Source organism: Glutamicibacter sp. BW80 (genome assembly GCF_002332385.1).
Classification (GTDB): Bacteria; Actinomycetota; Actinomycetes; order Actinomycetales; family Micrococcaceae; genus Glutamicibacter.
Genome location: NZ_NRGV01000026.1, coordinates 1 through 14,448, shown reverse-complemented (window position 1 = coordinate 14,448; position 14,448 = coordinate 1). Strand labels below are relative to the sequence as shown.

The 14,448-nt window shown below is 60.4% G+C and carries 15 protein-coding genes and 1 riboswitch; of the genes, 4 read left to right on the top strand and 11 right to left on the bottom strand.

What is annotated here, in order from left to right; translation table 11 throughout:
- Nucleotides 1–153 precede the first annotated feature (153 nt).
- The 3 genes from CIK76_RS06225 to fdxA form a co-directional block, all read right to left on the bottom strand.
- Complete coding sequence (locus CIK76_RS06225; RefSeq protein WP_096284536.1) at nucleotides 154–1,434, bottom strand: citrate synthase; 1,281 nt, start codon at nucleotides 1,432–1,434, stop codon at nucleotides 154–156.
- Nucleotides 1,435–1,532: 98 nt separating this feature from the next.
- Nucleotides 1,533–2,648, bottom strand: a complete 1,116-nt coding sequence (gene dapC / locus CIK76_RS06220; RefSeq protein WP_096284534.1) for a succinyldiaminopimelate transaminase — start codon at nucleotides 2,646–2,648, stop codon at nucleotides 1,533–1,535.
- Between the two features lie 12 nt (nucleotides 2,649–2,660).
- Nucleotides 2,661–2,984, bottom strand: a complete 324-nt coding sequence (gene fdxA / locus CIK76_RS06215) for a ferredoxin (RefSeq protein ID WP_096284532.1) — start codon at nucleotides 2,982–2,984, stop codon at nucleotides 2,661–2,663.
- Nucleotides 2,985–3,189: 205 nt separating this feature from the next.
- Here fdxA and CIK76_RS06210 point away from each other — a divergent pair, with 205 nt between their 5' ends.
- Together CIK76_RS06210 and CIK76_RS06205 are read left to right on the top strand one after the other, a co-directional pair.
- Entirely contained in the window at nucleotides 3,190–3,450 is a 261-nt protein-coding gene (locus tag CIK76_RS06210; RefSeq protein ID WP_105568841.1) for a hypothetical protein, read from the top strand.
- 158 nt (nucleotides 3,451–3,608) lie between these two features.
- On the top strand, nucleotides 3,609–4,106 hold the full coding sequence (locus CIK76_RS06205; RefSeq protein WP_096284528.1) for a helix-turn-helix domain-containing protein: 498 nt from the start codon (nucleotides 3,609–3,611) through the stop codon (nucleotides 4,104–4,106).
- A 46-nt stretch (nucleotides 4,107–4,152) separates the two neighbouring features.
- On the opposite strand, the gene CIK76_RS06200 is transcribed toward CIK76_RS06205, so the two are convergent.
- The 7 genes from CIK76_RS06200 to thiO all read right to left on the bottom strand — a co-directional run bounded on the left by CIK76_RS06200 (nucleotide 4,153) and on the right by thiO (nucleotide 10,494).
- A complete protein-coding gene (locus CIK76_RS06200; RefSeq protein ID WP_096284526.1) occupies nucleotides 4,153–4,581 on the bottom strand; it encodes a hypothetical protein in 429 nt (142 codons plus the stop codon).
- The gene (typA, locus tag CIK76_RS06195; RefSeq protein WP_096284523.1) at nucleotides 4,562–6,472 is read right to left on the bottom strand and encodes a translational GTPase TypA; all 1,911 of its coding nucleotides are present in this window, start codon (nucleotides 6,470–6,472) and stop codon (nucleotides 4,562–4,564) included. Before typA ends, CIK76_RS06200 begins: the two co-directional genes overlap by 20 nt.
- Nucleotides 6,473–6,613: 141 nt before the next feature.
- A complete protein-coding gene (locus CIK76_RS06190; RefSeq protein ID WP_096284521.1) occupies nucleotides 6,614–7,150 on the bottom strand; it encodes a GNAT family N-acetyltransferase in 537 nt (178 codons plus the stop codon).
- Between the two features lie 22 nt (nucleotides 7,151–7,172).
- On the bottom strand, nucleotides 7,173–8,312 hold the full coding sequence (locus tag CIK76_RS06185) for a ThiF family adenylyltransferase (RefSeq protein ID WP_096284519.1): 1,140 nt from the start codon (nucleotides 8,310–8,312) through the stop codon (nucleotides 7,173–7,175).
- On the bottom strand, nucleotides 8,312–9,115 hold the full coding sequence (locus CIK76_RS06180) for a thiazole synthase (protein ID WP_096284517.1): 804 nt from the start codon (nucleotides 9,113–9,115) through the stop codon (nucleotides 8,312–8,314). The genes CIK76_RS06185 and CIK76_RS06180 overlap by 1 nt, the downstream gene beginning before the upstream one ends.
- A gap of 2 nt (nucleotides 9,116–9,117) precedes the next feature.
- Entirely contained in the window at nucleotides 9,118–9,363 is a 246-nt protein-coding gene (thiS, locus tag CIK76_RS06175) for a sulfur carrier protein ThiS (protein ID WP_096284514.1), read from the bottom strand.
- 12 nt (nucleotides 9,364–9,375) lie between these two features.
- Nucleotides 9,376–10,494, bottom strand: a complete 1,119-nt coding sequence (gene thiO / locus CIK76_RS06170) for a glycine oxidase ThiO (RefSeq protein WP_096284512.1) — start codon at nucleotides 10,492–10,494, stop codon at nucleotides 9,376–9,378.
- A riboswitch (TPP riboswitch) is annotated at nucleotides 10,490–10,595 on the bottom strand. Its footprint overlaps the gene before it by 5 nt.
- A gap of 79 nt (nucleotides 10,596–10,674) precedes the next feature.
- Between thiO and CIK76_RS06165 the strand changes: the two genes are divergently transcribed.
- Both CIK76_RS06165 and CIK76_RS06160 read left to right on the top strand, forming a co-directional pair.
- Complete coding sequence (locus CIK76_RS06165) at nucleotides 10,675–11,643, top strand: GNAT family N-acetyltransferase (RefSeq protein ID WP_217990351.1); 969 nt, start codon at nucleotides 10,675–10,677, stop codon at nucleotides 11,641–11,643.
- A 368-nt stretch (nucleotides 11,644–12,011) separates the two neighbouring features.
- Entirely contained in the window at nucleotides 12,012–13,091 is a 1,080-nt protein-coding gene (locus tag CIK76_RS06160; protein WP_096284510.1) for an IS110 family transposase, read from the top strand.
- A 51-nt stretch (nucleotides 13,092–13,142) separates the two neighbouring features.
- Here the strand turns inward: CIK76_RS06160 and ltrA are convergent, their stop codons facing one another.
- Nucleotides 13,143–14,363, bottom strand: coding sequence for a group II intron reverse transcriptase/maturase (gene ltrA, locus CIK76_RS06155; RefSeq protein ID WP_255248369.1), 1,221 nt, complete (start codon nucleotides 14,361–14,363; stop codon nucleotides 13,143–13,145).
- Nucleotides 14,364–14,448: the final 85 nt, after the last annotated feature.

Here is a 14,448-nt window from a genome sequence, read left to right as displayed (position 1 = left end):
AAAATACACGCGCACCACCTGACTTTTCCACGCATCATTGCGCCCTAGAACCCTAGGATACGCCGAAATTCCGCGTTAAAACAGGGAACGGCCGGGCAAACACTTTCGTGCTTGCCCGGCCGTTTCGCCAAGACTCAATCGTCTATCCGCGGTTTAGACGCCCGGGTAGTTGCGCTCGGTCTCACCCATGTACAACTGGCGTGGACGGCCGATCTTGGTCTCTGGGTCCTTGATCAGTTCGCGCCACTGGGCGATCCAGCCCGGCAGGCGGCCGATGGCGAAGAGCACGGTGAACATCTTCTCCGGGAAGCCCATCGCGGTGTAGATCAGGCCGGTGTAGAAGTCCACGTTCGGGTAGAGCTTGCGTGAGATGAAGTATTCATCGTTCAGCGCCGTTTCTTCCAGTTTCATCGCGATGTCAAGCAGCTGGTTATTGCCCTGCTTGGCCAGCAGATCGTGTGCGGTCTGCTTGATGATGCGTGCACGTGGATCGTAGTTCTTGTACACGCGGTGGCCGAAGCCCATCAGGCGTACGCCGTCTTCCTTGTTCTTCACCTTCTCCATGAAGGCCTCAGGAGTTATGCCCGAAGACTGGATCTCGCGCAGCATCTTGAGCACTGCCTCGTTGGCGCCACCATGTGCTGGGCCCGACAGGGCATGGATGCCTGCGGAGACCGAGGCGAACATGTTCGCATCCGAGGAGCCGACCAGGCGCACGGTGGACGTCGAGCAGTTCTGCTCGTGGTCTGCGTGCAGGATCAGCAGCAGGTCGAGGGCCTTGACCACATCTGGGTCCAGCTCGTAAGGCTCGGCGGCGGTACCGAAGCACAGGCGCAGGAAGTTCTCGACCATGTTCATCGAGTTATCCGGGTACAGCAGTGCCTGGCCGATGGACTTCTTGTGCGCATAGGCGGCAAGTACCGGCAGCTTTGCCAGCAGGCGCAGGGTCGAACGCTCGACCTGCACGTCGTCGGTTGGATCCAGCGAATCCTGGTACCAGGTCGACAGGGCCGAAACGGCCGAGGACAGCACCGGCATGGGGTGTGCATCGCGGGGGAAGCCGCCGAAGAAGCCCTTGAGCTCTTCGTGCAGCAGGGTGTGGCGGCGCAGGGAACCATCGAAGGTTTCCAGCTCGGTCGCCGAAGGCAGTTCGCCGTTGATCAGCAGGTAGCTGACCTCGGTGAAGCTCGAGTGCTGTGCCAGCTGCTCGATTGGGTAACCGCGGTAGCGCAGGATGCCTGCGTCGCCGTCGATGTAGGTGATCGCGGACTTAGTGGCCGCGGTATTCATGAAGCCGGGATCGTAGGTTACGTTCCCGGTGGTCTTCAATAGTGGCGCTACGTTAAAACCATCATTGCCCTCGGCAGCCGGGATAACCGGTAGCTCTAGGCTGGATTCACCAAAATGTAGCTGTGCAGATTTAGTATCTGTCATTGCATCTCCTAACCGGAAAGGCTTTAGTTCCGAAAGGTCAGTCGTCACGGTAGAACATACCGCTAACTGACCCGTTCATGCTAATTAGACTGTCATCTTCACCGGGCGGCGGATGAATTCAACCGCTCAACGGCCGTGGCGATCCGTTCGTCGGAACCGGTCAGCGCCACACGTACGTGCGACTGCCCGGCAGTTCCGTAAAAGGCACCTGGGCCGGCGACGATTCCAAGCTCCGCCAGGCGCTGCAGCGTCTGCCAGCTGGAGCGGCCCTCGGTGCACCAGAGGTAGAGTCCGGCCACCGAATCCTCGATGGTCAACCCGAAGTTTTCAAGAGCTGGGCGCAACGCTTCGCGGCGCGCCCGATACAGTTCACGCTGCGCGGCCACATGCGCGTCATCACCCAGGGCGATGACCATTGCGTGCTGAATGGGACCCGGGACGATCATGCCGGCATGTTTGCGGCTGTTGACCAACGCGGGCATCAAATTCGGGGCACCGGCAACGAATGCGGCCCGGTATCCAGCGAGGTTCGATTGCTTGGACAGCGAGTACAGCGAGAGTAAATTATCCAGGTTTCCACCGTTGACCCGCGGGTCCAGAACACTGGGCACCTGACCGTCGAACTCATCCCAGCCAAGCTCGGCGTAGCATTCGTCGGAGGCCACGACCGCACCGAGTTCGCGCGCCTCGGCGACCAATTGGCGCAGCGATTCCACGTCGCGGACCTTGCCGGTGGGGTTACCGGGAGAATTGACCCAGACCAGCTTCACGCGAGCGCGTTCCGCCTCGGTCAGTTCGCTCAAATCGTCCGCGGCGATGGCCGTGGCTCCAACCAAGCGAGCACCGATATCGTAAGTGGGGTAAGCAATCTTCGGACGCACCAAGATGTCCTCGGCACCCATGCCGAGCAAGAGCGGGAGCCAGGCCACCAGCTCTTTGGAACCAACGGTGGGCATGACATCGTCAATACCGAGCCCGGTGACGTTGCGCCGTCGGGCATACCAGTCGACGATTGCCTGACGCACCGCGGGCGTTCCGTGGGTGGTCGGGTATCCATGGGAATTTGCGGCTTCTGCCAGAGCCTGCTGGATTACCTGTGGTGTGTCATCGACAGGTGTGCCGATGGAAAGATCGACAACACCACCTGGATGTTCGGCAGCCAACTCGCGGTAGGGTGCGAGCTGGTTCCAGGGGTAATCGGGGAGCTCAAGCATAAAAGGGGGAACCTAGCCTTGGTTTTGCAGAGGCAGGACACTGATCAACGAGTGATCATTTCCTGTGTTTCCAATCTTAGCGGCGCCACCGGGTGAACCAAGTTCGTCGAAAAACTCGACATTGGCCTTGTAATAGTCGGCCCACTCGTCCGGAACATCGTCCTCGTAGTAGATGGCCTCGACGGGGCACACCGGTTCACAAGCACCACAGTCGACGCACTCATCGGGATGAATGTACAGCGAGCGTTCGCCTTCGTAAATGCAATCTACCGGGCACTCTTCGACACACGCCTTGTCTTTAACGTCGACGCACGGCTGGGCGATGATGTAAGTCACGGGTGCTGAGACCTTTCTTAGCGCAATTTTAAGATTTCACTTCGGTTTCACGGATTTAACGACTGCTCGTTGAATCCGCAAGTAAGCTCTAGCTACAGTCTAGTCCTGATACCCATGCAAGGGATCTCGCACACTCATCCTGTGACGTAATCGACCATTCACATTTCGTTGCGCGACTGCGAAAGTGAATTCTTCTTACAATTACATGACGGAAAATATGCTCAAATTTGAAGATCTTACTCCCGGTGACCGCATTGTGGTCCGCTACCGACTTACCGAGTCATCTGTCGCCACAGGCAACCGCGCCAGCAGCGACGTACTTGGGGAGGTCATCGAGGTGAATGCGGACAAGATCCGCATCAGCACTCGGCGCGGCCCGGTCGAGGTGGAGCGTGAAAATATCACCCATGCCAAACGCGTTCCGCCGCCACCGGTACGCCGATCTCGTCCGCCAACCCTGAAGTAACCCCTCCGCGCGAGCCCGCGCGTTGACAGGCCCGCAGAGGTTCCACGGAGCCCCGCGGAACTCCTTGCGCGGTTGCGCCGCCGCCCGCAGACCGCTGGTTTCGCGACATGTGATTTGAAGATACCAATCACTGGGCCAATTTCGCGTATGCTGGCCATATGCCGTCCGACGAACATGTCCAAGCCCGCGCTCGAGCATTGAGCTCGCCGTTGCGGCTTAGAATTCTGCGCCTATGCCTGCATGAGCCTCGCACCAACAAGGAAATAGCTGACATTCTCGAGTTGAACCCGGCTACCTCGTTGCATCACGTACGCACGCTGGTGAGCAGCGGTTTTCTCAGCGCAGAGGAACCTCGCCGGGGAAACCGGGGGGCGAAGGAAGTCCCCTATCGCAGCACCCGCCAATCGTGGGGTACCCGCATCCCCGATGCCGCTCCCCTGCTTGTGGACACGTTCTTGCAGGAAATCAACGGGCTGGAGCCCGAGGAAATTCAGGTCATCCGCGTGGGGTTGAAATTATCCGAGGCTACGCAGAAGGAAATGATGGGCCGCATTCGCGCGGTTATCGAAGACTATGCGATGCGCGAACCGGAGGTTGACGGCGTTGCCACCTCGTTGTTCCTGGCCCACCACCTCGATGTGACCGGCAATAAGTAGTTTTTGCGCAAAAAAATCCCCAGCCATTGGCTGGGGATTTTTTGGCTTAACGCTGGCGTTTGCGAAGCACTCGCAGTGCAGCGGTTAACGCGATCACGGCGGGCACGATCATCCCATACATCCACAACAGGGACGCGATGGTCGGACCTGGCAGGTACTGAAGGTACTGCAACGGCAAGATCAGCGTGTCGTTTCCGAAATAGGAAATCGAGCCGACGACCAGGTAGCAGCCGATGAAGCCGACCGCCCCGGCCCAGAGCTTGCCCGAGGCAATCACAGACCAGTAAACGAGCAGCCCCAGCAGCAGCCAAGCCAGCAGCACTCCCCAGACCAGCGGGATATCGCCCGCGTAGCTCAGCGAAGCGTGGATTGCCGTACCGAGTAAACCTGCAACCACGGCGGCAACCAGGCCACGCAGCAGCGCGCCCGGGTTGCCGCCGACGGTGAGCGGCTGGTTAGCTCTTTGCTCGTGCACGCGTTGCCTTGGCACGGTCGTTTGCGTTCAGCAGCACCTTGCGGATGCGGATCGCTTCCGGGGTCACCTCAACGCACTCGTCTTCGCGAGCGAATTCCAGCGACTCTTCGAGAGTCAGGTTACGCGGTGGGGTCAGGTTCTCGAAGGAGTCCGAGGAAGCCGCACGCATGTTGGTGAGCTTCTTTTCCTTGGTGATGTTCACGTCCATGTCATCGGCGCGCGAGTTCTCGCCAACGATCATGCCCTCGTAGACCTCTTCGGTTGGACGCACGAAGAAGTTCATGCGTTCCTGCAGGTTGATCATCGCGAACGGAGTGACCACGCCAGCGCGGTCAGCCACGATCGAACCGTTGATGCGGTACTCGATCGGACCGGCCCATGGCTCGTAGCCTTCAGCCAACGAGGCGGCAATGCCGGCGCCGCGGGTTTCGGTCATGAAGCGCGTACGGAAGCCGATCAGGCCACGGGCTGGAACCATGAATTCCATGCGGACCCAGCCGGTGCCGTGGTTGGCCATGTTGGTCATCCGGCCCTTGCGCGAAGCCATCAGCTGGGTGATTGCGCCGAGGTACTCCTCTGGCACGTCAATGGTCATGTGTTCCATTGGCTCGTTGACCTTGCCGTCGATCATCTTGGTGACAACCTGTGGCTTGCCAACGGTCAGTTCGAAGCCTTCGCGGCGCATCTGCTCGACGAGGATTGCCAGTGCCAATTCGCCACGGCCCTGAACTTCCCAAGCATCCGGACGCTCGGTTGGCAGTACGCTCAACGAAACGTTACCGATCAGTTCCTTGTCCAGGCGGTCCTTGACCTGGCGCGCGGTCACCTTGGCACCCTTCACCTTGCCGGCCAGCGGCGAGGTGTTGATACCGATGGTCATCGAGATGGCCGGTGGATCAACGGTGATCAGCGGCAATGGCTTTGGGTTCTCAAGGTCGGTGAGGGTTTCACCGATCATGATGTCCTCGATACCGGCGACTGCAACGATCTCGCCCGGACCGGCTTCTTCGGCCGGAACGCGGGCCAGGCCCTTGGTGGCCAGCAGCTCGGTGATCTTGACCTGCTTCATGGTGCCATCCTGGCGGGCCCAGGCGACGACCTGGCCTTTGCGCAGGGTGCCGTTGAAGATACGCAGCAAGGCAAGACGGCCAAGGAATGGCGAGGCGTCAAGGTTGGTGACGTGCGCCTGGAGAACTTCGCCCTCGTTGTAGGTCGGGGCCGGCACGTGCTTGATGATGGTCTCGAACAATGGCTCGAGGTCCTCATTGTCTGGCAGGGTGCCGTCTTCTGGCTGGTTCTTCGACGCGTAGCCGGCCTTGCCCGAAGCGAAGACGACAGGAACGTTCAAGATCGCGTCCAGATCCAGATCTGGAGCTTCATCGGCCAAGTCCGAGGCCAGACCCAGCAGCAGATCCATGGAGTCGGAGATGACGCCTTCGATGCGCGAGTCCGGGCGGTCGGTCTTGTTCACGACGATGATCACCGGAAGGTTGGCGCTCAAGGCCTTGCGAAGCACGAAACGGGTCTGTGGCAGTGGACCTTCGGAAGCGTCAACCAGCAGAACCACGCCATCGACCATGGAAAGGCCGCGCTCGACCTCGCCACCGAAGTCAGCGTGACCCGGGGTGTCGATGATGTTCATGGTCATGTTCTTGCCCTCGGCGGCCGGACCGCTGTAGAACACCGTGGTGTTCTTAGCAAGAATGGTGATGCCCTTCTCGCGTTCCAACTCGCCGGAGTCCATCACGCGATCTTCGGTTTCACCGTGGCTGTCGAATGCACCAGTCTGCTGGAGCATTGCGTTGACCAAGGTGGTCTTGCCGTGGTCAACGTGAGCAACGATTGCTACGTTGCGCAGGTCGTCGCGACGGATGAGAGTTGTATCTGACATACGGGAAGGCTCACTTCGTGTAGAGAATTTAGGGTCTCGGAGGCGGGGCCACAGGCGACCCAACATACTATTTTACGCGCTCGAGGCAATTGCGTTGTTTATCTGTGGCGCAACATACAGAAATTACTTGATTAACGGGATCTAGCCGCGTGTTGAAATCCAATAGCGGAGCTTCGTATTTCCGCCGTTTTCTTCAACCGAGGGACGGTTTTGATCTATTTGGCCGCCGCACGCGATAATCGTTGCGCGCGAGGCGGCGTTCTGCTTATCACAGGTTACCAAAGCCGAGTCGACACCGTGGGATCCCAGCTCGGCGAGGGCGAATCTGCACAGTTGGGTGGCGATTCCCTGTCTGCGAAATTTCGGGACTACACCATAGCCCAGGTGTCCGCCGACTTCGCTGAGATAATCGTTGAGTTCGTACCTCACCGAAACACGGCCAACGAGTTGTCCGTCCAGTTCGGCAACGAACAGTCCGCTGCGCACCCATCCCTCGGGGACGAACTCGCCGCTGCGCCCCTCGGCCATGCGCTCGATGTACGCCTCCCAGTTTTGGCGTGCGGACCACGTCGGAAGAAAATCAAAGTCATCGTCCAGCAAGTCGTGATGAGCGGCGATAGCCTGCCTTTCATCATCCGGAACAAGCTCTCTGATCACTAGTTTCGTGGAACGCTGCATAACCTCAGTATGTCAGCACCGGCTAGTAAGTCACTATTTCATCGCGGATTTCCGCAAGCCACCCAAGCGTTCCCCCGCGCAAACTCCGCACCCGGGCGCTGCCTTCGGGGAGCGACTGGTTCAATTCCGTGGCGGCGCGCAGCGAGCGAACACCGGTTTTGCACACGAAAACCAGCTCGGTTGCGGGGAAGCTCTGAAGCTCCCGCCAGCCTTCGTTGGCAAGTCTTTCCAGCGGGAAGTGGACACTGCCGGGAATGACCGCAAGCTCGCGTTCCCACCCCTGGCGAACATCTACCACCAGGACTTCCCGGGCGGCCCGAAGCAGTTCAAATTCACTTGCGTTCAGCTCCTGGGCGGAGCCTGCAACCGCACAGGACGCCACGGTATATTCACCGAGCCCGGTGACCGGAGCACGCTCCGGATCTCGTGCAAACGTCAAGATGCGAACGCTTGCCTCCAACGCGTCGTAGAGCCAGAGCTTTCCGCTCAAAGGTTCTCCGACGCCGGTGATCAGCTTCAGCGCCTCGGTGGCCATCAGCGAACCGATGACTCCGCAAAGGGCCCCGAAGACTCCTCCCTCGGCACAGGAAGGGACCGAATCCGCTTCCGGGAGGTCGGGAAAAATATCCCTGAGCATTGGGCCCACTCGGGGGTCGAACACCGAGACCTGACCGGAGAATTGGAAGATGGTGCCCCAGACCAGCGGCGTCTGGGTCAACTCCGCGGCATCGTTTGACAGGTACCGGGTGGCGAAATTGTCGCTGCCGTCAATCACCACATCGTGTTCGGCAAAAAGTTCCAACGCGTTGCCAGGATCCAGTCGCTGTGCGTAGAGCCGCACAGAAACTTCGCTGTTCAGTTCTTCCGCCAGGCGCCGCACCGATTCAACCTTAAGCTGGCCCTGGTCCGTTTCACGGTGCACGGTCTGGCGTTGCAGATTCGAGAGTTCGACGGTGTCCGGATCGATCACGCTCAGCTCTCCGACGCCGGCCGCGATCAGGTAGCTGGCGATAGGGCTGCCCAATCCCCCAGCGCCCACGATCAGTACCTTCGCGTTCGCGATACGCTCTTGGCCTTCCACACCCACCCCGGGCAGGGACAGATGGCGGGTGTACCGGGCGAGTTGTGCACGGCTGCGCGGCGGCATCGGCTTGGTAGACATCAGAATTCTCCAACGAGTCTTTGCATCATTCCCGCTGTCGGAGATGAGGCCAGCGCGAGATCGCGTTGCGGAATACGCCCGGCAAGGAACGCCGCGCGCCCGGCCCGGACCGCGTCGCGCATCGCGGCGGCCATCAAGGGCGCGTTTTGCGCTCGGGTCACCGCACTGGCGAGCAGCACCGCATCGCAGCCGAGCTCCATCGCCTTGGCCGCATCCGAGGCGGTCCCCACCCCGGCGTCCAGGATCACCGGAATCCCGGCGCGTGCGGTAATCGTTGAGATGTTGTGCGGATTCAGGATCCCCATTCCGGAGCCGATCGGGGATCCGGCCGGCATGACCGCTGCCACGCCGAGCTGTTCGAGCCGCATGGCCAGGGCCGGATCATCGTTGGTGTAGGCGAACACCTTAAAACCGTCGGCGACGAGTTCTTCGGCCGCGGCGAACAATTCGATGGGATCCGGCAGCAGCGTATGCTCATCGGCGATCACCTCGAGCTTGATCCAGTCGGTTTCCAACGCTTCGCGCGCCAGCTGGGCGGTGAGCACCGCATCTCGCGCGGTGAAGCATCCGGCGGTATTGGGCAGCGGGCGCACCCCGTTGCGCGCCAGAAGCTCGTACACCGATCCGGAACCGGCCGCGGCGAAATGGCGAATGGCGACGGTGGTCAGCGCGGTGCCCGAAACATGCAGGGCCTGCTCGAGGGTATGCATCGAGGTCGCCCCGCCGGTGCCGAGAATCAGCCGGGAGTCGAAGCGTTCCCCGGCGACCTCGAAGCCATCGGTGTCAAGAGTTAGCTCTTCCATCTTCAGCCTCCCTGAGCCGCGGTGACGAGTTCAACCCGGTGGCCGGGCTTCAGCTCGAAGTCATTCCAGCCACTGCGCGGGACAACTGCCGAGTCCACCGCCACCGCAACGCCTAAACGCGACCCGTCGCTGGCCCGTCCGTCCGTTCCGATGCTCTTTCCCAAGTGCGCCGCGAGCAGCTCGCGCACGGTGCTTCCCGCCGGCACGGTGGCCGCCTCGGTGTTGAGGATAAATTCGATCTGTTGCATCTTCTCTGGCTCCTAAAATGGTGTGCTGTTGGCGAGTTGCGCGCCAAACCTATCGAGTGAAACGCTGGTCAGCTGTTGTGCATCTGCCGGGTTCCCGAGCAGCAGCTCGGTCCCCAGCCGTGCGCCGAGCGGGGTAAGCAGCACCCCGTGGCGCGAATAACCGGTGGAAACCACCAGTCCCTCATCTACGCGTCCGAGCAGCGGCCGATCATCGGGTGTCGCCGGTCTGGCCCGCACGATCGCCTCGTTCAAGGTGGTGTCGACGATGCCCGGCACGAGCCTGCGCGCATTGTCCAGCAGGGCGTGCATTTCTCCCACGTTCACCTGCTCTTGGCCGTCCTCGCGGCTCGACGCGCCCAGCACGAGGCTTCCATCGGTGCGTGGCACCAGGTAGACCGGCTGCCGATGCACGATTCCGCGCACGGTGTGCTTGATCAGCGGCGCGCCCACCGGTCCTTGGAGCCTGAGGATGTCTCCGTAGACCGGGCGCAATGGCAGAGCCGGCGCACCTGCTAGCGCGCCCAACCCGTTGGCAAGCAGTACCTGATCGCCATGGATTTCTTGGCCAGTTGAGGTAAGCACTCCACTGGTCCGTGATCCCTGGCGCAGCAGCCGCACCGCCGTTTCGCGCACGATCGACCGGTCAAGCTCATCGATCAGGATGCGCAGCAGGGACCGCGGGTCCAGTTGCTGGTCTTCGGCGCAGCGGATGGCGCCGGCGATGCCGGTGGCAAGCGCCGGCTCGAGTTTGCGTGCCGCGCTGCCCAGCAGCCGCTCGGCGCTGAATCCCAGCGAGGCTTGCAGCTTCATGAGCGCAAGCAGTGCGTCCATATCCGCGGTTTCGGCGGCGACGACCAGCGTGGAGTTTTCTACGTACGCTGGTCTGCTGCCGGTGGTTTGTTCCACGCGGTCAATGAATGCGGGGTATTCCTTGGCCGAAGTGGCCATCAGGCGGTGAAGTGCGCCCTGTCCCCAGGTGGTTTCGGCGGTCGGTGCGAGCATTCCCGCCGCGGCGTGGCTGGCTCCTAGCCCAGGCGCCGGATCCACTAGCGTGATTTCGGCGCCGCGGGCGCGCAGTTCGAATGCCGTGGCAAGCCCGATGATTCCGGCGCCGACAATGACTATATGCACGAAGGCATTTCCTTCCTACGGCGGCATGACCCGCATCAGGTGTAGCGGTCGGCACATGGCCCTCTCAGCCCAATCGCTGTTGGGCTCCCGCGGAGTACTTGGATTATAAGCATGCCTCAGCTCACTTTGGCGAACTTCATGACTTCAACCTGTGCTTCTGCCTGTGTTTTACTCGTTGGCATGAGCGAATTCAGTGGTCCGGAGGATTTGTCTACCGATCATCGGCTGGCACAGGTTGTCATCGATGGCGAACGGCAACTGCTCTTGCCTGCCGTCCGCCGGGATCGGCAGGCATTATTGCGGCTGCTCCACGCAGATTTCGAAGAGGTTGGTGCCTCGGGCAGGTGCTATTCTCGCGCGCAGATTATCGAGCAGCTGTGCAATGAACCAGTCGTTGAATCGACTAGGGACGAAGTGCATGATCCGCGCGTGCGCAGGCTCAGCGATTCGCTGCTGATGCTGCGGTGGCGAACCAAGCCGGAGAACCTGAGCCAACGCACCTCGCTCTGGGTTCATTCGGCCCAAGGTTGGCAATTGCTCTTTCATCAAGGCACCGGTCAATCTGCGTCGTCCCAGATCAGCGGCCGGCGGCTCGGCGCCGCTGGGCAAACGACGGCATCTTTGCGTCCGCTTCGCCTAGCGGATGCACCGCAAGTCCTCGCGGCCTTCCTTTCGAGCCCGGATATGGCCCGGCAAGGCGAGGTGAGTACGCTTGCCGAGGCCGAAGCCTATGTCCGCATGTTGCTCGAATTCCCGGCCCGGCAGGTTCCGTTGGCCGTCGTCGAGAATTCTGCGCTCGTTGGCCTGGTGTGCGGGATCATCGATGAGGCGAACCTGAGCGCCTGGGTCTGGTATTGGCTGCACGCGGAGCATCGGGGCCGCGGGTTGAGCAGCCGGGCGTTGGCCGCCCTCTCGGCGGAGTTATTCTCCAGCTACCGCTTGCAGCGACTGGAGTTGGGTTTGCGCGTGAACAATCCGGCGTCGAGGATAGTCGCCGAGCGTTGCGGGTTCATTCTCGAAGGACGCGAGCGCGGCAAGTTCCTGATCGATGGCCAGCGGATCGATGTGTTGAATTATGCGCGGTTGCCCACCGATCCCATCCCGCCGATCAGTCCGCTGGAGTTTCGCGCGGAGGCGGCGGGAGGCTGATTTTCTTCGGGGCCGCAGCGGAACGGAATCGAGTAGGTGGGGGTGTCTAGCCCCCACCTCTCACACCACTGTGAGTCTTGTAGTGGCTGGTCTGGGATCAGCTGGCAAGGTAGGAACCAGGCCTCTCACTGCCGGGAACATGACTCATCACACTACTGACCCGTATGGTGTCATTGTCCGGAATTGTCTGCTCTCGGTGGTGGGCGGCCGGCACCTACCCGGCCCACCCCGGTAGCCTGATCAGAAGATTGTCCACCCAACAGGGCGTGACCCATCACAGTGTTGCTCCGACGGTGACCTCTCCCCGGACCGGTACCGGCCGTACGGCCGAAACCCTTGTCCGTGAAAAGAAGAGAGCACCGAGCCGCATGACTATCCTCCCCCAGAGCATCGCCAAAACATACTCCTACATCATCGGCGTGGACACCCACGCGAAAAAGCATGTCTACGCCATCATCACCAACAGTGGTGAACACCTCGAAACCCGCGATTTCCCCACCACCAGCGCCAGCATCAAACGAGCCATCGCCTGGGTCGACAGACGCACCGGTGGAGATGCCAACACCCTATGGGTGATCGAAGGAACAGCCTCCTACGGAGCGATCCTCACCGGCGCCGTCTCCGACGCCGGTTACACGGTCGCCGAAGCCCCCGGCGGCTACGCAAAAGCCGGACGCGGCGTGGGCAAAACTGATCCACTAGACGCCCAGAGAATGGCCGCAGCAGCGCTACCAGTGGACTGCGAAAAGTTACGTATTCCACGGCAGAACGACGGGGCCCGCGCCGCATTACGCGTACTGGTCACAGCCCGTGACATGCTGGCCGTAGAACGCACGAAATACGTCAACGCACTCACCGCGCTTCTGCGTGTGACCCTGCTGGGTATCGATGCCCGCAAACCCTTGAGCAACGCTCAGATCCTCGAGGTGGCGGGCTGGCGCACCCGGGATGAAACCATCGAATTACGGGTTGCCCGCGCCGAGGCGGTACGCCTGGCCCGACGCATCGGTGAACTAGACACGGACATCAAGGAGAACTCCTCGGAAATGTCTGAATTGGTCAAGCTCAGCGAAGGCAAGGAACTGCTTAACGTCACAGGTATTGGGCCGGTGGTCGCGGCGGTCTGCGTAGCGGCCTGGTCGCATCCCGGCCGAGTGCGTTCGGAGGCCGCGTTCGCCTCCTTGGCGGGAGTGAATCCTATCCCTGCGTCTTCGGGGAATACGGTGCGCCACCGGCTCAATCGGAGAGGGGACCGAAAGCTGAATAAGGCGCTGCATACTGCTGCATTGGTGCGGATGACCCATGACGAGGAGACGAGGGCCTACGTTGAGAAACGTACCGCGGAAGGCAAGACAATCAAGGAGATCCGCCGGTGCATCAAACGGTTCTTAGCTCGCCGAATCTTCAAGATCCTTGAGTCCGCCGAAATGCTACCGAGCAAGGCTTGACAGATATAGAAGAATCCGGACATGCGGGCCCGCATCCGGCGGTTCGCCAAGTCATTTAAAACGGTCCCAAGCCCGGCGAAAGAGCAACACACCCAACTCTTCCCAATAGGAATTCGGCAGGGCACGCTGAAGAATCGGAGAACCAGCCACACGCCAATAAGCACGCGAGCTATTACCCCACTGGTAAGCCTGATCCTTGACGATACCCAGACGACGAAGATTCGCCACCCGAGTCCTCGGAAGCTTCCATTCCTTCCAACGGATCTGACGCATCCGATGCCGAAACCACTTATCAAGCTCAGAGAACTTCTTCGGTGTCGCAGACAACCGGAAATAGCCCATCCAACCCCGAACATAACGGTTCAGCTGACCGATGCGGTAGTCTATCGACACACTCCACTTACGGGAAGTCAGCCTCCGAATCGTATCCTTCATGCGTTTGAACGCCTTCGGAGCAACCCGAATCTGCACCCCGCCCCTGACGAAGTAAAATCCGAAGCCCAGCAAAGTTGCAACATTCGCTGGATTGACCACGGACTTGTGCCGATTGACCTTCAGCTTCAGGCGCTGTTCAAGGACTTTCGTCGCCTGCTCCAGCACCCGCGACGCAGCCCGCTTAGACCTCACAAAAATCCTGATGTCATCGGCGTACCGCACAAAGCGATGATCCCGAGACCAGAACTCCTGATCAAAATCATCCAGCATAATATTCGACAGCAACGGCGACAAAGGCGACCCCTGCGGGGTTCCCTCCGCTGTTTCCCGGCGAACACCCTGCGCCATGATCCCCGCTTCAAGATAACGGCGAACAAGCTTCAGAACCCGCTTGTCTTTCACCTTCCGCGCAACCCTAGACATCAGCACGTCATGGTTCACCCGATCAAAGAACGCATCAAGATCAACCTCAACAACCCACCGATACCCTTGGGAGATCACCGTTTGGGCGACCTTCACCGCATCGTGGGCGCTTTTACCCGGCCGGAATCCATAAGAGACCGGCACAAACCCCGGATCAAACACCGGAGACAGAACTTGCGCGAGAGCCTGCTGAATCAAACGATCCAACACGGACGGCACACCCAACATCCGTTGACCACCATCAGGCTTCGGAATCATCACCTGACGCACCGGCAACGGCGCATAAGTGCCAGCATCAAGCGCCCTACGAGTATCAGCCCAGTGTTCACCGACCCAGTCGCGCAATACACGCGCTCCCAGACCGTCAACACCAGCGGCACCCTTATTACGCTCAACACGTTTCAATGCGAACATCAGATTCTCCTGCGAGAACACTCGTTCCCACAGATCAACCTGTTGATCCCTGATTTCTTCCCCATTGAGCTGTCATGATGTTGTG